This is a genomic window from Mycobacterium attenuatum (assembly GCF_900566085.1).
Classification (GTDB): domain Bacteria; phylum Actinomycetota; class Actinomycetes; order Mycobacteriales; family Mycobacteriaceae; genus Mycobacterium; species Mycobacterium attenuatum.
Map to the genome: position 1 here is coordinate 1 of NZ_UPHT01000046.1, position 18,612 is coordinate 18,612.

Annotated in this window: 17 protein-coding genes; 2 read left to right on the top strand and 15 right to left on the bottom strand. The window is 65.1% G+C overall.

Features of this window, described 5'->3' with window-relative positions; genetic code table 11:
• The first annotated feature begins 147 nt into the window (after nt 1–147).
• Complete coding sequence (locus tag EET13_RS07290) at nt 148–279, top strand: hypothetical protein (protein WP_425294229.1); 132 nt, start codon at nt 148–150, stop codon at nt 277–279.
• 324 nt (nt 280–603) lie between these two features.
• On the top strand, nt 604–891 hold the full coding sequence (locus EET13_RS32555; protein ID WP_342211452.1) for a hypothetical protein: 288 nt from the start codon (nt 604–606) through the stop codon (nt 889–891).
• A gap of 89 nt (nt 892–980) precedes the next feature.
• Here EET13_RS32555 and EET13_RS07300 read toward each other — a convergent pair whose 3' ends face one another.
• The 15 genes from EET13_RS07300 to EET13_RS07370 all read right to left on the bottom strand — a co-directional run bounded on the left by EET13_RS07300 (nt 981) and on the right by EET13_RS07370 (nt 18,427).
• On the bottom strand, nt 981–2,510 hold the full coding sequence (locus EET13_RS07300; protein WP_122441745.1) for an MFS transporter: 1,530 nt from the start codon (nt 2,508–2,510) through the stop codon (nt 981–983).
• A gap of 306 nt (nt 2,511–2,816) precedes the next feature.
• The gene (gene nuoN / locus EET13_RS07305; protein ID WP_122441651.1) at nt 2,817–4,403 is read right to left on the bottom strand and encodes an NADH-quinone oxidoreductase subunit NuoN; all 1,587 of its coding nucleotides are present in this window, start codon (nt 4,401–4,403) and stop codon (nt 2,817–2,819) included.
• On the bottom strand, nt 4,400–6,040 hold the full coding sequence (locus EET13_RS07310) for an NADH-quinone oxidoreductase subunit M (RefSeq protein ID WP_122441746.1): 1,641 nt from the start codon (nt 6,038–6,040) through the stop codon (nt 4,400–4,402). Before EET13_RS07310 ends, nuoN begins: the two co-directional genes overlap by 4 nt.
• Entirely contained in the window at nt 6,037–7,923 is a 1,887-nt protein-coding gene (gene nuoL / locus EET13_RS07315; protein WP_122441652.1) for an NADH-quinone oxidoreductase subunit L, read from the bottom strand. The genes EET13_RS07310 and nuoL overlap by 4 nt, the downstream gene beginning before the upstream one ends.
• Nucleotides 7,924–7,933: 10 nt before the next feature.
• Nucleotides 7,934–8,233 carry an NADH-quinone oxidoreductase subunit NuoK gene (gene nuoK / locus EET13_RS07320; protein ID WP_007168303.1) on the bottom strand — a complete coding sequence of 100 codons (300 nt, stop codon included), beginning with the start codon at nt 8,231–8,233 and terminating at the stop codon, nt 7,934–7,936.
• Nucleotides 8,230–9,000, bottom strand: a complete 771-nt coding sequence (locus EET13_RS07325) for an NADH-quinone oxidoreductase subunit J (protein WP_425293646.1) — start codon at nt 8,998–9,000, stop codon at nt 8,230–8,232. Before EET13_RS07325 ends, nuoK begins: the two co-directional genes overlap by 4 nt.
• Nucleotides 9,001–9,020: 20 nt before the next feature.
• Nucleotides 9,021–9,566: an NADH-quinone oxidoreductase subunit NuoI gene (nuoI, locus tag EET13_RS07330; protein ID WP_122441654.1), complete on the bottom strand. Its 546-nt coding sequence runs from the start codon at nt 9,564–9,566 to the stop codon at nt 9,021–9,023.
• Nucleotides 9,559–10,812 (bottom strand): NADH-quinone oxidoreductase subunit NuoH, encoded by a 1,254-nt coding sequence (gene nuoH, locus EET13_RS07335; RefSeq protein WP_122441655.1) that lies wholly within the window; start codon nt 10,810–10,812, stop codon nt 9,559–9,561. Before nuoH ends, nuoI begins: the two co-directional genes overlap by 8 nt.
• Before the next feature lie 49 nt (nt 10,813–10,861).
• Nucleotides 10,862–13,285 carry an NADH-quinone oxidoreductase subunit G gene (locus EET13_RS07340; RefSeq protein ID WP_122441656.1) on the bottom strand — a complete coding sequence of 808 codons (2,424 nt, stop codon included), beginning with the start codon at nt 13,283–13,285 and terminating at the stop codon, nt 10,862–10,864.
• Nucleotides 13,282–14,613 carry an NADH-quinone oxidoreductase subunit NuoF gene (gene nuoF, locus EET13_RS07345; RefSeq protein ID WP_122441657.1) on the bottom strand — a complete coding sequence of 444 codons (1,332 nt, stop codon included), beginning with the start codon at nt 14,611–14,613 and terminating at the stop codon, nt 13,282–13,284. The genes EET13_RS07340 and nuoF overlap by 4 nt, the downstream gene beginning before the upstream one ends.
• Entirely contained in the window at nt 14,610–15,437 is an 828-nt protein-coding gene (gene nuoE, locus EET13_RS07350; RefSeq protein ID WP_122441658.1) for an NADH-quinone oxidoreductase subunit NuoE, read from the bottom strand. The genes nuoF and nuoE overlap by 4 nt, the downstream gene beginning before the upstream one ends.
• Nucleotides 15,434–16,732 (bottom strand): NADH dehydrogenase (quinone) subunit D, encoded by a 1,299-nt coding sequence (nuoD, locus tag EET13_RS07355; RefSeq protein ID WP_122441659.1) that lies wholly within the window; start codon nt 16,730–16,732, stop codon nt 15,434–15,436. Before nuoD ends, nuoE begins: the two co-directional genes overlap by 4 nt.
• Nucleotides 16,732–17,439 carry an NADH-quinone oxidoreductase subunit C gene (locus tag EET13_RS07360; RefSeq protein ID WP_122441660.1) on the bottom strand — a complete coding sequence of 236 codons (708 nt, stop codon included), beginning with the start codon at nt 17,437–17,439 and terminating at the stop codon, nt 16,732–16,734. The genes nuoD and EET13_RS07360 overlap by 1 nt, the downstream gene beginning before the upstream one ends.
• The gene (locus EET13_RS07365; protein ID WP_023371908.1) at nt 17,436–17,990 is read right to left on the bottom strand and encodes a NuoB/complex I 20 kDa subunit family protein; all 555 of its coding nucleotides are present in this window, start codon (nt 17,988–17,990) and stop codon (nt 17,436–17,438) included. The genes EET13_RS07360 and EET13_RS07365 overlap by 4 nt, the downstream gene beginning before the upstream one ends.
• A 47-nt stretch (nt 17,991–18,037) precedes the next feature.
• Complete coding sequence (locus tag EET13_RS07370) at nt 18,038–18,427, bottom strand: NADH-quinone oxidoreductase subunit A (RefSeq protein ID WP_122441747.1); 390 nt, start codon at nt 18,425–18,427, stop codon at nt 18,038–18,040.
• Nucleotides 18,428–18,612: the final 185 nt, after the last annotated feature.

The window sequence follows — 18,612 nt, forward strand, 5'->3', positions numbered from 1 at the left end:
GCACACCGGCCGAGTACGCTTCGGCCTGCAGACACACCCATACCCCGGTGGCCTGCGAGATCAACTGAATCCGAATCAAACAAACCCGGCTCTAAAAACGGGTTGACTCAGTAACGGGGACTCGCCACCGGCATTGCCAACACGGGCATCGCCAACTCCGGCAGTGACAACGCCGGCGTCGGCAACTCGGGCAGCGACAATTCGGGCGTCCAGAACTCGGGCACGTTCAGCTCGGGTGGCTTCAACACCGGCGACAGCCAGTCCGGGTTCTTCCACTAAGCACGGTGACGATCCGGCGAGCTGGCTCAGGCAACGTCAAGGTGGCGCGGGCGCACCGGCCTTTCCGTCTGTACGGCGGCGACTCCCGTCCTGCCCTCCGCCGGTTCCATACCCAATTTCTTTGGCGCCGAATGAGAAGCCCGCTGCGACGCACGCCGGCGCATGAGGGGAGCGGCATCTCGACTATGTCAGCTAGTCAATCTAGCGTCGCCAGCTGGATAGCCTTACAGCGTTTACTGTGGCTGACATAGAGACCCTGACACGCACCGAGGCCAAGAATCGCTCAATGCTCTGTTAGCCGAAGTCCGGCGCACCGGCACCTCGATCACCATTACCAGTTACGGTCGGCCTGTCGCCATGCTTGTCCCTATCCGGCCGGTGCCGCGGCGGTTCGGTCAGTTCCCGAACCTGTTGGCACCCGACGACTTTGACGATCCGCTGCCTCCCTGCGACCGTGAAGGTCTGGAGTCTCGGCGTCCGTCGAGCCGGCCCCCTGGCGGCCACTCGCACGTCTGCGATCGCGACGTCCGATGCTCAGGACGACAGAATGTAGGCCTCAGCCGTGGCCGCGGGAAGCCACGATGGCCGGCTGTCACGTTGGGGTGTCAATGATCACTGCCCAATGGGCGCTCCTCTTGGCAGCAGCCGTGCGGCTAGCCTGGCCCCGCTAAAAGTATTGGCAGAGAGTGATTTTCAACCCTTTACGGTGCGGTGGGAACGCCACTCGGGAAGCGTCGCACACCAAGGACGAGCGCAGCCGAGAGCAACACCGCAGCGCCGGCAACCGCGAGTTGGACGCCGCGAATGAACTCTTTGTCCGCGACGCGCACGATCGTCTGCTCCTGCTGTGACGTCGTCGGGTGTCCGGGCCCGATTTCAGCAGCATGAGCACGCGGGTTTGCGCCGTCGACCACCGTGAATAGAACCGATGCGCGCTCGGCGGGATCACTGATCACGTCATCCAGCCGCTCCGGCAGAGCGACGCTCAGCCAACCCGCGAGGATCGAACCAAGCAAGGCGACACCGAAAATGCTGCCCAGTGACCGCTGCAGATTGATCAGTCCGGCAGCCATACCGGCTCGATGATCGTCGACCTCGGTCATTGCGATATGCAGCAACGGGGTGGCACACCCGCCGGCCCCCGCCCCGAACAGCGCCAGGCCGGTAACCACCACTGGCATCACGCGACCGATAGCGATCCCGAAGAGCGCCAAGCCGACAATCATTGCCGCCAAACAAATCAGCACCGGCAGCCGGGGGCCCCAGCTTTCCACCGCCCGCCCCGCCAGCAGGCTCGCAATTCCAAATCCCACCGGAACCGGCAACATCAACAGACCCGCGTGCAGTGGAGTGAAGCCGCGCACGTTCTGGAAATGCTGGGTGATAACCATCAATGTCCCGAAATAGCAGGACATCACCACGAAGTAGACCACCAGCGCCGACCGGTAAACCGGGTGGGTAAACAACTGAAGATCAATCAGCGGAAACACGGCGCGACGCTCGTGCTGGACGAAAAACCACAGGAGCACGATCGCGACCACCAGCAATATGACCATTAGTCCGGGCTGTCGGTCCGCACGCGGCGCCTCGATGATCGCGTATGCGAGTAAGGCGACCGCGGGAGCGAACATCAGCTGTCCTGGCCAGTCCAGCTGGGTCGGGTCGGGATCCTTGGACTCGGTCACGCTCAGACGGGTCAGCAACCAGACAGCCGCTCCCAGCGGCACGTTCACCGCGAAAACGCTACGCCAGCCCATATTCTCTACCAGCACCCCGCCCAATGCTGGGGCGGAACCGGCGCCGATGCAGCCAATGGCCATCCAACCGGCTATCGCCCGCGCTTTCATCCCCGGATCGGGGAAAGCGTGACTCAGCAACGCAAGCGAGAGCACCGAAATGAAGGCCGCACCCACGCCCTGGACGACTCGCGCCACCGTGAGTATCCCCAGGCTGACCGGGACCGCACAGACGATGGAGGCGGCGGCGAATACCCCCAGCCCGATGAAAAATCCGCGTCGACGCCCGTACCGATCGCCGAGCAGGGCGCAGCTCATCAGCACGGCTGCCATACCGAGGCTGTAGCCGGCGACCGCCCACTGAAGACCTTGCTCACCCGTCTTGTAAACGGCTTGGATGCTGGGCAACGCAACATTCACGATGTTGATGTCCACAAACACCATGAAGATTCCGAGACCGGTCGCGACAACGGTCATCCGCTGGCGCGGCGTCATCGCATGATGTGAAACCTGTGCCACCGTCATTTCACTCCAATTTTCACGACTGCTGCCGAACAACGATTGCCCGATATTTCTGTCGGCGGAGCCAGACACCATTTCTGCGGTTGCATGTCCACGGAGCGCTCCTTGCGGATAGCCCAGCTTCGCCTCATGGATATGTGGTCGTTGAATCTATCAGCCGGCGGCGACTCTGGCGTGCCAATCAGGGAATCAGGGCAGCAGCCGATATGGGTGGTGGCGGTGCTCGCGGCGGTCTTAGAGTCCGCTGCGTGCGTTGACGGATCGGCTACTGTCCGCACGTTAGTACAGCAGCTGTGCAGCGTGCTCGGCCAGATCGAGCACCGGCTGCGGGAAAATCCCCAAAACCACTGTGACGAAGGCGCATATGGCGATGGCGGCCTTGCTCAGCACGCCCGGTGCCACCACTTGCGGCGTGTCGTGGGTGCCTTCGGTAAAGAACATCAGCACGATCACGCGTACGTAAAAGTAGGCGGCGACCCCGCTGGCGATCACACCGATGATCACCAGCGGCACCGCCCCCCCTTGGGCCGCGGCCCTAAACACCGCGAACTTGCTGATAAACCCGCTGGTCAGTGGGATGCCGGCGAACGCCAGCAGAAACATCGAAAGCATTACCCCCACAATGGGTGAACGCTGACCCAGCCCCGCCCAGTGCGACAGGTTGGCGTCCTCGACTCCCTCGGCGTTGCGAATCAGGCCCACGATGGCGAATGCGCCCACCGTGGAAAAGCTGTAGGCGACCAGATAAAACAGCGTTGCCGACAGGCCGGCTTGGTTGTCGGCGATGACGCCGGTGAGGATGAAGCCAACGTGTGCGACCGACGAATAGGCCAGCATCCGTTTGACGTCGGTCTGGTTCACCGCGGTGATGGTGGCCACCGCCATGGTCACGATCGAAATCGCCCACAGCACCGGGCGCCACTGGTCGTGGAGCGGCGGCAACGCGACATAAACCACGCGCAGCAGTGCGCCGAACGCCGCAACCTTGGTGGCGGCCGCCATGAATCCCGTGATCGGGGTGGGCGCTCCCTGATACACGTCGGGAATCCAGGAATGGAAGGGGACCGCGCCGACTTTGAACAGCAGGCCGACCGACAGCAGCCCGACGCCTACCAATGCCATTGAGGTATCACTTTGTGCCGTAAGCGAATCGCGGATACCGGACAGGGTCAGCGTGCCGGTCGCACCGTAGAGCAATGCGACTCCATAGAGGAAGAACGCCGACGAGAAGGCGCCCAGCAAAAAGTACTTCAACGCCGCTTCCTGCGACAGTAGCCGGCGGTGACGAGCGAGCCCGCACATCAAGTACAGCGGCAGGGACAAGACTTCGAGCGCCACGAACATCGTTAGTAGGTCGTTGGACGCGGAGAAGACCATCATGCCGCCGACCGACAGCGTCAGCAGCGGGAAGATCTCGGTTTGCGCGGCGCCGGCCCGTTCGGCCTCGTGCTCGGCCGCGCTGCCTGGCACCGCGGAAGCCTGCGGCGTAAAGGAATCCAGCCCGCCGCTGCCCGCGGCGACTGCCAGCCTGCGCGGAGTGGCAGCGCGGTGGGCACTGCGTTCGGCGACGAAAATGACCGCCAGCACGGCGACGAGCAAAACGGTGCCCTGCAGGAACAGCGCCGGTCGATCCACCGCTACCGACCCGAGCACTGCGCGGCGGCCGGACGCCGGGATGGATCTGGCCACCGCGACGAGCATGATGAACGCGGCGACCAATCCGCCGACGGCGAGCGTCACCTGGGCGCCGTAGCGTATGCGGCGCGGCAGGAATGCCTCGACAAGCACTCCGACCACAGCGACGCCGAAGACGATCAGCATCGGGCAGAGCAGAAAGTACTCAATGCTGGGGCTGGGCAAGGTCATTGGTGCGGTCCTTCGGCTGTCCGGGGAGCTCCGGTACTCATGGGTACGTGAGGCGCGGGATCATGCTGGCCGATGGTGGTCATGGTGTTCTCGACCGCGGGGTTGATGAGGTCGAGTATCGGTTTGGGGTAAACCCCCAGCACGAGCAGTAACGCGATCAGCGGCGTCACCACGATCATTTCGCGGCCCACCAGGTCACCGATTCGTTCGTTGCCCTTGGCCACCGGCCCGGTCATCACCCGCTGGTAGAGCCACAGCATGTAGATGGCAGACAGAACCAGCGCGGTGACGCCGAACGCCGTGGCCAGCCAGTAGCGGTTGTAAGTACCTAGCAGCACCAGGAATTCGCTGACGAACGGGGCCAGGCCGGGCAGCGACAGGGTTGCCATGGCCGAAACCAGGAACGTGCCGGCCAGAATCGGCGCCACCTTCTGCACACCGCCGTAGTCGGCGATCGACCGGCTGCCGTGGCGCGAAATGAGGAAGCCGGCGATCAGGAACACCGCCGCCGTGGACAGGCCATGGTTGAGCATGTACAGCGTCGACCCGCTCTGGCCCTGGGTGGTCATCACGAAGATGCCCGCGATGATGAACCCGAAGTGGGAGATCGAGGTGTAGGCGATCAGCCGCATGATGTCGGTCTGGCCGATGGCCACCACCGCGCCGTAGATCACACCGATGATGGCCAGCGTCACGATCAGCGGGCGGAAGTACGTTGACGCGTCGGGGAATAGCTGCAGGCAGTAACGCAGCATGCCGAAGGTGCCGACTTTGTCCATCACGGCCATCATCAGCACCGCGGTCGGGGGTGTGGACTCGACCGCGGCGTCGGGCAGCCAGCGGTGGAAGGGCCACAGCGGCGCCTTGACGGCGAACGCGAACATGAAACCCAGGAAGAGCGCCTTGAACACCGCCGGGTCGACGCCGTACTGACCAGACTGCACGCCGGCCACAATGGTTCGGAAATCGAAGGTTCCCGGACCGTGCTGCGCGGTCACCACATATAGCCCGATCACCGCCGCCAGCATGATCAGCCCGCCGAACAGGTTGTACAACAAGAACTTCACTGCTGCGCGCGAGCGCCCGGGACCTTGGCCGAAGCCGCCGATGAGGAAGTACATCGGGATGAGCATGGCTTCGAAGAAGATGTAGAACAGCAACACGTCCAGCGCGACCAGCGAGATCAGCACCATCGACTCAATGGCCAGCGTCAGCGCGACATAGGCGTGCACACCGCGAGTGCGCCCGCCCCCTCGTGACTGTCCCAAGCTCGGCGAGGCCGGGCGCTGCGGGTCGCCACCATCTCCGTCGTTCCAGCCGGCGACCAGCAGCAGCGGAATCAGCACCGTGGTCAGCAGCACCAGCACCACCGCGATGCCGTCCACCCCGAGGGTGTAGCCGGCGCCGAAAGCCGGTATCCAGGAATGCTTTTCGACGAACTGGTACGGTTCCGTGCCGGTTTGGGAGCCGGGCTTGAAGCCGATTGTGACCACGACCGAGACGGCCAGCGTCGCGACGCTGACGATCACTCCCGTCCACTTGGCCAGTCGGTGCAGCCCGGGCGGCAGCAGGATGACCAGCACCGAACCGGCCAGCGGAACCAGCCACAGCACACTCAGCCACGGAACATTGCTCACCACAGGTTCACCACCAGGAACACCGCGGCTACCAGGGCCGCACCGGCCAGCATGGACAACGCGTAGTTACGCGCAAAGCCGGTTTGCATGCGCCGCAAGCGATTCGAAGTCAGGCTCACCAGAGCCGCCAACGCGTTGACGGAGCCGTCCACACCGGCGTCGTCGACTTCGACCACCGCGTGGGTCAATTGCGCGCCGGGGCGCATGAACACCTCCTCGTTGAAGGCATCGCCATAGAGGTCGGCGCGCGCGGCCGTCGTCAGCACCGACACCTGAGTGGGGGCCACCCGGGGGATGGGTGCGGTGGCATACATCCGGTAGGCCACCGCGATCCCGGCGGCGACGACACCGAGGGTCACCGTGGTGCTGACCCAGGCCGGGACGGCGTGGACGGCTTCTTCGGGTGCGCCGACAACGGGCTCGAGCCAGTTGCGCAGGGTTCCGCCGGCGGCCAACAGGCCCCCGGAGAACACCGAGCCGATGGCCAGCAAGATCATCGGCCACGTCATCAGCCCCGGCGCTTCGTGCGGGTGCGACCCAGGCGCCCAGCGCTGCTTGCCGAAGAAGGTCATCAGCATGACCCGCGTCATGTAGAACGCGGTGACACCGGCACCCAGCAGCGCGGCTCCGCCCAGGACATATCCGCGGGCTCCGCCGGCACCCAGGGCTGCCTCGATGATCGCGTCCTTGGAGAAAAAGCCCGCGAAGGGCGGCACCCCGATGATCGCCAGATAGGCCAGCCCGAAGGTGACGAACGTGACCGGCAGCGCGGCCCGCAGCCCGCCGTAGCGGCGCATGTCCTGTTCTTCGTCCATCGCGTGGATCACCGCGCCGGATCCGAGGAACAGGCCGGCCTTAAAGAAACCGTGGGTGAGCAGGTGCATGATCGCGAAGGCATAACCGGCCGGGCCCAGCCCGGCGGCCAGCACCATGTAACCGATCTGGCTCATCGTCGACGCGGCCAGCGCGCGTTTGATGTCGTCCTTGGCGCAGCCGATGAAGGCCCCGAACAGCAAGGTGACCGCACCGACGATGACCACGGCCAGCTGAGCATCCGGCGACAGGTTGTACAGCGGGTTGGACCGCACGATCAGATACACGCCGGCGGTCACCATGGTGGCGGCGTGGATCAGCGCGGACACCGGGGTGGGGCCCTCCATCGCGTCGCCCAGCCAGGCCTGCAGTGGAACCTGGGCGGATTTGGCGCACGCACCTAAGAGCAGCAACAACCCCATCGCGGTCAGCGCACCACGACTGGCCGCCGGCGCACCGGCGAAAACTCCGCCGTAGGACAGCGTCCCGAACGTGGCGAACATGACGAACATGCCCAAAGCCAGGCCGGCGTCGCCGACCCGGTTCATCACGAACGCTTTCTTGGCGGCCGTGGCGGCCGACGGCTTGTGATACCAGAAACCGATCAGCAGGTACGACGCCAGGCCCACGCCTTCCCAGCCGACATAGAGCAGCGCATAGTTGTCGGCGACCACCAGCAACAGCATCGAGGCCAAAAACAGGTTCAGGTAGCCGAAAAACCGGCGGCGGTCTGGGTCATCTTTCATGTAGGCGACCGAATAGATGTGGATGAGCGATCCCACGCCGGTGATCAGCAGCACGAAGCACATCGACAACTGGTCGAGCTGCAGCCCGAAGTCGACCTGCAGCCCGCCCACCGGAATCCAGGTGAACACCGTCTGACGGATGACGCGGTCGCTCTCGGCCCGGTCGAGCATCTCGGCAAGCAACGCCGCGCCCACGCCGAACGCCGCGATGGCCGCGGCGCAGCCCAGCCAATGACCCCACGCGTCGGTTCGTCTGCCGCCGAACAGCAAGATCGCGGCACCCACCAGCGGCAGCGCCACCAGCAGCCAGGTGTAGTCAGTCATCTTGGCGTTTCTAGCCTTTGAGTAGGTTCGCGTCGTCGACCGACGCCGATTTGCGGGCACGGAAAATCGTCATGATGATGGCCAGACCGACGACGACTTCGCAGGCGGCCACCACCATGGTGAAAAAGGCGATCATCTGTCCGTCGAGGTGGCCGTGCATCCGCGCGAACGTGACGAACGCCAGGTTGACGGCGTTGAGCATCAGTTCCACGCACATGAACATGACGATCGCGTTGCGTCGCAACAGCACGCCGGAGGCGCCGATGGTGAACAGCAGCGCCGAAAGGTAGAGGTAATTGGCCGGGTTCACGACGTACCACCTTTGACCGTGTCGGCGGTCGCAGTGCCGTCCGCGCCGCGGCTGCGCAGGACCGACGAGACCGACAACTCCGAATACGTGCCGTCGGGCAGCCGCGCCGCCACATCGACCGCGTTGCGGCGCGCGTAGACACCCGGGTTTGGCATCGGGGTGGGGTGCCCGCCGGGACGGAAGCGTTCCTTGGAAAGCTCCCGCTGCGTCTTGCGGCGCTCGAAGCGTTCTCGATGAGCCAGCACCATCGCTCCGATAGCGGCGGTGATCAACAGCGCACTGGTCAACTCGAAAGCCCACAGGTAGCGAAAGAAGATCAGCGCCGCCAGACCCTCGACGTTGCCGTTGGCGTTGGCGGCGGTCAGCCCGGCGAAGCCGCCGGTCGCCACGTTGCCGATGCCGCCGACCAGCAGGATGCCGAACCCGATCCCGGTGACCACCGCCGCGGCCCGCTGTCCGCGCAAAGTCTCCTTCAGTGACTCCGCGGAGTCCACGCCGATCAGCATCAGCACGAACAAGAACAGCATCATCACCGCGCCGGTATAGACCACGACCTGGACGACGCCCAGAAACAGCGCGTCCTGGACCATGTAGAACACCGCCAGGATGATCATCGTCATCGCCAAGAACATCGCCGAGTACACCGCGTTAACGGCCAGCACCACCCCGAGCGCGCCGATCAGCGCCAGCGCCCCGAGAATCCAGAACGTCACCGCTTCACCGGTGGACGTCCGAACGATGGTGTCTTGCGCCAAATTAGACGCCAGATCAGACGCCAGGAGTGCGGTCATCGCGAGTCTCCGGCTTGCTGCGGCTCGCGCACGCCGTGCGGAGTCACGTTACCGAGGTAGTAATCCTTGTCGGTGGCGCCGGCAGCCCTGGGGTGCGGGGGCGCGGTCATTTCGGGCAGCAGCGGCGCCAGCAGCCGGTCCTTCTCGTAGATCAAGTCGGCGCGGTTGTCGTCGGCCATCTCGTAGTCGTTGGTCATCGTCAGCGCGCGGGTGGGGCAGGCCTCGATGCACAGGCCGCAACCGATGCACCGCAGGTAGTTGATCTGGTACACCCGGCCGTAACGCTCACCGGGGGAATAACGCGCTTCCTCGGTGTTGTCGGCGCCCTCGACGTAAATCGCGTCGGCCGGGCACGCCCAGGCGCACAATTCGCAGCCGATGCATTTCTCTAACCCGTCGGGGTACCGGTTGAGCTGATGACGGCCGTGGTAGCGCGGCGCCACCGGACCCGGCTTTTCCGGATACTCCTCGGTGACGGTCTTTTTGAACATCGAACCGAGGGTCACGCCGAATCCGGCAACGGCGTCCAGGAGTCTAGCCACGTGCGTTCTCCTTGCTCGCACCAACTGGCTGGGCCAGTGGCTTCATGGGCAGCGGCGGGGTCGGAAATACCGGTTCGGCGGCGCCGCGCTCGGCCGTGGTCTCGGCGCGCTGTTGGCGGCGCTTCACCCTGGAGCCCGGGCTTCGCAACGACATCACCAGGCCGGTGGCCACGACGAGACTGCTGATGACCAACGTCGCCGTCCAATACTGAAATCCCTGGTTGCGCAGCGCGCGGATGACGGCGGCGACCATGATCCACGCCAGCGAGACGGGGATCAGCAATTTCCAGCCCAGCGCCATGAACTGGTCGTAGCGCAGCCGCGGCAGCGTCGCGCGCAGCCAGAAGTAAATGAACAAAAAGCCCCACACCTTGGCGGTGAACCACAGCACCGGCCACCAGCCGGTGTTGGCCCCGGCCCACATGTTCAGCGGCCAGGGTGCGTGCCAGCCGCCCAGGAACATCGTTGCGGCCAGCGCCGAAACCGTTGTCATGTTGACGTATTCGGCGAGCATGAACATTGCGAACTTCAGCGACGAGTACTCGGTGTGGAAGCCCGCGACCAGCTCACCCTCGGCTTCGGGCAGGTCGAATGGTGCCCGGTTGGTCTCGCCCACCATGGAGATCAGGTAGATCACGAACGACGGCAACAACAGAAAGACGTACCAGACCCGGTCTTGTGCGGCGATGATCTGTGACGTCGACATGGTGCCGGCGTAGAGGAACACGGTGGCGAACGACAGCCCCATCGCGACCTCGTAGGAGATGACCTGCGCGGTCGAGCGCACCCCGCCCAGAAGCGGATACGTCGATCCCGAAGCCCAGCCGCCGAGCACGATGCCATACACCCCGATCGCGGACAACGCCAGGATGAACAGCACCGCGACCGGCAGATCGGTCAGTTGCAGCGGCGTCCGGTGGCCGAATACCGACACCTCGGGGCCGAACGGAACGAACGCAAATGCCGTGAACGCCGGAATCACCGAGATGATCGGCGCCAGGAAATACACGAACTTGTCGATGCCGCCGGGAGTGATGCTTTCCTTGAGCGCCAGCTTGATTCCGTCGGCGAGGCTCTGCAACGCGCCGTGTGGCCCTACCCGGTTGGGGCCGGGCCGCAGTTGCATCCGGCCCAGTAGTTTTCGTTCGGCCAGGATCGCCACCAGGACGGTCAGCATGAGGAAGGCGAAGATGGCGATCGCCTTGGCCACTACCAGCCACCACGTGTCGTGCCCGAACGGGGTCATCGGCACCGCTCCTCCGCATCATTTCGTTCTGCATCGCCGCCGGCGCGGGTCATTCGCTCACTCCAATTCGCACGATGCTGCCCACCGTCGCGCCCAGCTGCCGATGCACTGCCGAGCCCGGGGAGTTCAGCGGAAGCCACACCACCCGATCGGGCATGTCGGTGACCTCGAGCGGCAAGGTGACTGAGCCGCGGGGGGTGCTGACGGTGACCTCGTCGCCGTCGTCGGCGCCGATCTCGGCTGCGGTGCCGGCCGACAGCCGCACCAGAGGCGGGCGCGCGGTGCCGGCGAGGTGCGGTTCGCCGTCCTGTAGCCGGCCCGCGTCGAGCAGCATCCGCCAACCGGTCAGGATGGCCTCACCCGCACCGGGTTCGGCGGGCCCGGGCGCGGACGACGCGGCCGAATTATGCGGGCCGGCAGCGTGTTTGCCGTCCCAGGTGCCCAGTGCCGCAAGCTCGGCGCGGGCCGCCTCGACGGTCGACACTCCCAAGTAGACGCCCATCTCGTCGGCCAGCGCGTCGAGAACGCGGTGATCCGACTGGCCGGCCTGCGCGATGGTGCCGTACAGCGCGGGTTGGAACCCGCGGTAGCGACCCTCCCAGTTGACGAAGGCACCGGCCTTCTGCGCCGTCGGTGCGACCGGGAACACCACGTCGGCGCGTTCGGTGACGGCGCTGTGCCGCAGTTCCAGGCTGACCACGAACCCGGCGGCGTCCAGGGCGGCCAGCACCGCGTCCGGATCGGCGAAGTCGCCCGGCTCGACACCGCCCACCAGCAGCGCGCCCAGCGTGCCGTCGACGACGGCGGCCAGCATGCCGTCGGCGTCATGCCCTGGCGCAGTGGGCAATTCGGCCACATGCCAGGCCTCTCGGACCTGCGATCGTGCGGTCTCGTCGGCCAGCGGGCGGCCACCGGGCAGCAGTCCCGGCAACGCGCCGGCCTCCAGCGCACCGCGTTCGCCGGCGCGGCGCGGGACCCACGCCAGCCGCGCTCCCGTCGAGTCGGCCAGCCGCGCCGCAGCGGACAATCCGCCGGGCACTGTGGCTAGGCGTTCGCCGACCATGATGACTGCACCGGGCGTGGCCAGCAGATCGCCTACTTCACCGGTGGCCAGCCCGTCCAGGGCTGCGGGCTCCGCGCCGGGAGCGGTGGTGATCAGCGTGCCGGACATCTTCTGCAGCCCACGGGTGGCAAAGGGCGCGATCGCATACACCGGAGCCTTGTGCTTGCGGGCGGCCTTGCGCAGCCGCAGGAAGACAATCGGCGACTCGTCTTCGGGCTCGAACCCGACCAGCACCACCACTGGAGCCGATTCCAGGTCGGAATAGCTGACGGCGAGTGCCCGGCCCGCGACCCGGGCCGCCAGGAAATCGGCCTCCTCGGCTGAGTGCGGCCGGGCCCTGAAGTCGATATCGTTGGTGTCCAACACGATTCGCGCGAACTTGGCGTAGGCATAGGCGTCTTCCCAGGTGGCCCGGCCACCGACCAGCACCCCGGTGCGTCCGCGGGTCGCCTCGAGTCCCTGGGCCGCGGCCACCATGGCGTGTGACCACGAGGCGGGCATCAGCTGACCCTCGGCGTTGCGGATCAGGGGAGTGGTGAGCAGGTCCGGCTGGGTCGCGTAGGTGAAAGCCCACCGTCCCTTGTCGCAATTCCACTCCTCGTTGACTTCCGGGTCGTCACCGGCCAGCCGGCGCAGCACCTTGCCCCGGCGATGGTCGGTGCGTTGCGCACAGCCCGACGCGCAGTGCTCACAGACGCTGGGGCTAGAGACCAAGTCGAACGGGCGCGCCCGGAAACGGTAGGCGGTCCCGGTCAGCGCGCCGACGGGGCAGATCTGCACCGTGTTGCCCGAGAAGTAGGAGTCGAACGGTTCGTTGGCGTAGATGCCGACCTGCTGCAGGGCGCCGCGCTCCTGCATGTCGATGAACGGATCGCCGGCGATCTGCTCGGAGAAGCGGGTGCAGCGTGCACATAAGATGCAGCGTTCCCGGTCCAGCAATACCTGCGCGGAGATGTTGATGGGCTTGGCGAACGTGCGTTTGACGTCGGTGAAGCGGGATTCCGGACGGCCGTTGGACATGGCCTGGTTCTGCAGCGGGCATTCACCGCCCTTGTCGCACATCGGGCAGTCCAGCGGATGGTTGATCAACAGCAGTTCCATCACACCGTGCTGGGCCTTGTCGGCGGCTTCGGAGGTGAGCTGGGTACGGACCACCATGTCGTCGGTGCACACTGTGGTGCACGACGCCAGCGGCTTGCGCTGTCCCTCGACCTCGACGAGACATTGTCGGCATGCGCCCACCGGATCCAGCAGCGGGTGGTCGCAGAACCGCGGGATCTGGATGCCTATCAACTCGGCCGCGCGGATCACCAAAGTGCCTTTGGGAACGCTGATTTCGTTTCCGTCGATGGTCAGCGTCACCATCTCCGGCTGAGCCACCCGGCTTTCGGTGTCGGCCGTCTGGGTCACGCCTTGTCTCCGTTCGCCATGAGCATGGATTCCCGGGGGTCGAACGGGCATCCGCCGCCTTCGACATGCGCGACGTATTCGTCGCGGAAGTACTTGATGGATGACATCACCGGGCTCGCCGCGCCATCGCCCAACGCGCAGAACGCCTTTCCCAAAATTGAGTCCGAGATGTCGAGCAGTTTGTCGATGTCTTCGCGGGTGCCCCGGCCAGTCTCCAGCCGCTCGTAGATCTTGTCCAGCCAGAACGTGCCCTCCCGGCACGGTGTGCATTTCCCGCACGACTCGTGCTTGTAGAACTCGGTCCAGCGCCGCACCGCACGCACCACGCAGGTGGTCTCGTCGAAGATCTCCAGCGCTTTGGTGCCCAGCATTGAGCCGACACCGCCGACACCCTCGTAATCCAAGGGCACGTCGAGGTGTTCGTCGGTGAGCAACGGCGTCGAGGACCCCCCCGGCGTCCAGAACTTGAGCCGGTGCCCCGAGCGCACCCCGCCGGCGTAATCGAGCAATTCGCGCAACGTGATGCCCAGCGGGGCCTCGTACTGGCCCGGTCGGGTGACGTGACCGGACAACGAATACAGCGTGAAGCCAGGCGATTTCTCGCTGCCCATCGACCGGAACCAGTCGACGCCATGCAGGATGATCGCAGGGACGCTGGCGATGGTCTCGACGTTGTTGATCACCGTCGGGCAGCCATAGAGCCCGGCCACGGCGGGGAAGGGCGGACGCAGCCGCGGCTGGCCGCGCCGGCCTTCCAGCGAATCGAGCAGCGCGGTCTCCTCGCCGCAGATGTAGGCGCCCGCGCCGGCGTGCACCACCAACTCCAGGTCGAAACCGGAGCCGGCGATATTGCGGCCCAGGTAACCCGCGGCGTACGCCTCGGCCACCGCGTTCTGCAGCCGGCGCAGTACCGGCAGCACCTCGCCGCGCACGTAGATGAAGGCGTGGTGGGCCCGGATCGCGTACGCGGCGATGATGATTCCCTCGACGAGCACGTGCGGTGTCGCCAGCATCAGCGGAATGTCTTTGCAGGTGCCGGGTTCGGACTCGTCAGCGTTGACCACCAGGTAGTGCGGTTTGGCTGCGGGACCTTTGTCGCCTTGCGGGATAAATGACCATTTGGTGCCAGTGGCAAAACCCGCGCCGCCGCGCCCGCGCAGCCCCGAATCCTTGACGGTGCCGATCACCGCGTCCGGGTCCATGGACAGGGCCTTGTGCATTGCCCGGTAGCCGTCGTGACGCCGATAGGTTTCCAGGGTCCACGACTTGGGGTCGTCCCAGAACCGGCTGATCACCGGCGTCAACGGGGTTGCCGACGAAGCCGTCATGAGTTGCCTTCCGGTGCCGATTCCGGGGGTTCTGGGGCTTGCATGCCGTTTTCCTTCGCCACCCGTAGCCCGGCCAAGGTGGCCGCACCGGCCCCGCCCTGGCCCTGATCGGGCCGCTGATCCGGCAGCCCCGCCAGGATGCGGGATGTTTCCCGGAAGGCGCACAGCGGAGCCCCGCGGGTGGGCTCCTTCGGGTTGCCGGTACGCAGCGAGTCGACGAGTTCGCACGCCGATTCCGGCGTCTGGTTGTCGAAGAATTCCCAGTTCACCATCACCACCGGCGCGTAGTCGCAGGCCGCGTTGCATTCGATGTGTTGCAGGGTGACGGTGCCGTCGGCGGTGGTTTCGTCATTGCCGATGCCGAGATGCACTTTGAGTTCCTCGAAGATGGCGTCGCCGCCCATGATGGCGCACAGTGTGTTGGTGCACACCCCGACCAGGTAATCGCCGGTGGGGCCGCGCCGGTACATGGTGTAGAAGCTCGCGACCGCCGAAACCTCGGCGCCGGTCAGCCCCAGCTGAGTGGCGCAGAATTCCAGGCCCGCGGGCGTCAGGTAGGAGTCTTCGCCTTGCACCAGGTGCAGCAGCGGCAGCAGTGCGGAACGCTTGTTGGGGTAGCGGCCGATGATCTCCTTGGCGTCGACCTCCAGGCGCGCCTGGACCTCCGGCGGATACGTCTGAGGCGCACCCTCGACGACGAACTGGTTGGGTTCTTCGGGCGGCGGCCCCAGGCGGATGAACACCGATTTTCCCTGTGGTCCGGTCTGAGCCTGACGACCATGTGGTCGCGTAGCGGCCGAGGTGGGGTCGGGCAATTGGGTCATCGGTCCACCCCGCCCATGACCGGGTCGATGCTGGCCACGGCGGTGATCAGGTCGGCGACCATGCCGCCCTCGCACATCGCGGCGACCGCCTGCAGGTTGGTGAACGACGGATCCCGGTAATGCACCCGGTAGGGGCGGGTGCCGCCGTCGCTGACCATGTGCACGCCGAGCTCTCCGCGGGGCGATTCCACCGCCACGTAGACCTGGCCGGGCGGCACCCGGATGCCCTCGGTCACCAGCTTGAAGTGGTGGATCAGCGCCTCCATCGAAGTGCCCATGATCTTGGCGATGTGCTCCGGCGAGTTGCCCATGCCGTCCGAGCCGACCTTCAGGTCGGCGGGCCAGGCGATCTTACGGTCCTCGATCATGGTGGGTCCCGGCTTGAGCTTGTCCAGGCACTGCTCGACGATCTTCACCGACTCCCACATCTCTTTGACCCGAATCATGTAGCGCCCGTAGGCATCACAGGCGTCATCGGTGATCACGTCGAATTCGTAGTTCTCGTATCCACAGTAGGGTTCGCTCTTGCGCAGGTCGTGCGGCAGTCCGGTGGAACGCAGGATCGGGCCGGTAATGCCCAGCGCCATGCAGCCGGTCAGGTCGAGATAGCCGATGCCTTGGGTACGGGCTTTCCAGATGGCGTTTTCGTTGAGCAGATCACCCAGCTCGCGCAGCGGTTGCCGTAACTGGTTGAGGGCTTCGGCGATGTCGGTGACCGCGTTGGGCGGAAGATCCTGCGCCACGCCGCCGGGCCGGATATAGGCATGGTTCATTCGCAAGCCGCTGATCGACTCGAATACGTTGAGGATGATTTCGCGGGCCCGGAACCCGATGAACATCGCCGTCATCGCGCCCAGCTCCATACCGCCGGTCGCCAAGGCCACCAGGTGCGAGGAGATGCGGTTGAGCTCCATCAGCATCACCCGGATCACGTTGACCCGCTCCGGGATCTGATCGGTGATACCCAGCAGTTTCTCCACGCCAAGGCAGTACGCGGTCTCATTGAAAAACGGTGACAGATAATCCATTCGGGTCACGAAGGTGACGCCCTGGGTCCAGTACCGATATTCGAGGTTCTTCTCGATTCCGGTGTGCAGGTAGCCGATTCCGCAGCGGGCCTCGATGATCGTCTCGCCTTCGATCTCGAGGATGAGACGCAACACCCCATGCGTGGACGGGTGCTGGGGCCCCATGTTGACCACGATGCGTTCGCCGGGGTCCGCCTTGCGGGCGGCGTCGACGATGTCCCCCCAGTCCTGGCCGCCGGCGACCAGGATGGTGTCGGTTTCACTCATCAGTTGTAGCCCCTACGCTCGTCGGGCGGCGGTATCTGCGCGCCCTTGTATTCGACCGGGATGCCCCCGAGTGGATAGTCCTTGCGTTGGGGATGTCCGTGCCAGTCGTCGGGCATCTCGATGCGGGTCAGTGACGGATGTCCGTCGAAGATGATCCCGAAGAAGTCGTATGTCTCGCGTTCGTGCCAGTCGTTGGTCGGATAGACCGAAAACAGTGACGGGATATGCGGATCACTATCGGGCGCAGACACTTCCAGTCGCAGACGACGGTTATGGGTGATCGACTGCAGAGGATAGACGGCGTGCAGTTCCCGGCCAGTTTCGTGTGGGTAGTGCACCCCGTTGACGCCCAGGCACATCTCGAAGCGCAATTCCGGTTCGTCACGCAGAAGTTGAGCGACTTGCGGTAGATGCTCGCGGCTGACGTGCAGGGTGAGCTCGTCGCGGTAGACCACGACTTTCTCGATGGCGTCGTCGAATTGGATGTCGTGCCGGTTCAGTGCTTCGGCGAGACGGTCGGCGATGTCGTCGAAATAGCCGCCGTAGGGCCTGGGGCTGCTGCCAGGGAGCGTGACCTGACGCACCAGGCGTCCATATCCGGAGGTGTCACCGGTCCCGCGGACACCGAACATTCCACGGCGAACGTCGATAACTTCGTCGTCGGCGTGCGCGGTGGCTTCCCGCGGGTCTTGGTCGGGGGAGCTCATCGCAGCAATCCACGCATCTCGATCGTGGGCCGGGCCAGCAGCGCCGCCTCTTCGGCCTCGGCGATGGCACGCTCACGGTTGACGCCCAGCGGCATTTCCTGAATCTTTTCGTGCAGCTTGAGGATTGCGTGCAGCAGCATCTCGGGCCGCGGCGGACAGCCGGGCAGGTAGATGTCGACCGGAACGACGTGGTCTACACCCTGCACGATCGCGTAGTTGTTGAACATCCCGCCCGACGACGCGCACACCCCCATGGCGAGAACCCATTTCGGCTCGGCCATTTGGTCGTAGATCTGGCGCAGCACCGGCGCCATCTTCTGGCTGACCCGTCCCGCCACGATCATCAGATCCGCTTGCCGCGGCGTCGCCGAGAATCGTTCCATCCCGAAGCGGGCGAGGTCGAATCTCGGCCCAGCGGTCGCCATCATTTCGATCGCGCAGCACGCCAAGCCGAACGTTGCCGGCCACAGTGAGTTCTTGCGGACGTAGCCGGCGACCTTCTCGACTGTCGACAGCAGGATCCCGCCGGGTAGCTGTTCTTCCAGTCCCACGCCCTACCTCAATCCCATCTCAAACCACCGCGAACCCATCTCAGGCCTCAATCCCACGTCAAGCCCCCGCGGCGCCACACGTAGGCATAGGCCACGAAAACCGTGAGCATGAAAATCACCATTTCGACCAGCGCGAAGGTGCCCAGCGCGTCGAAGCTGACCGCCCACGGATATAGGAACACGATCTCGATGTCGAAGACGATGAACAACATTGCGGTCAGGTAGTACTTGATAGGGAACCGCTGCCCGCCCGTCGCGGGCGCCCCGCCCGCCTCGGCCCCGGCCTGAGCGTCGGTTGGTTCAATCCCACATTCGTAGGCCGCAAGCTTCGACCGGTTGAAGCGCGACGGGCCCGCCAGGCTCGCTATCACAACCGAGAACACGGCAAAAGCGGCAGCGATCCCCCCGAGTACCAGGATGGGGATGTAGACGTTCAAACTCGCTCCATGATCCGTCGTGTGGGCCGCCAACGTAGCGGCCGGGCGGTGACCGGGCTGCTGTGACGGGCCGGGCTGACGGACCGACGCAGTGATATTCAACATAGTCGCGCTACGGCAACGACGGGTGCCCGGGGTCGACCTCGTAGGCGCCCGAAGATCCGCGGCTGGGCAGGCGTTGCTGT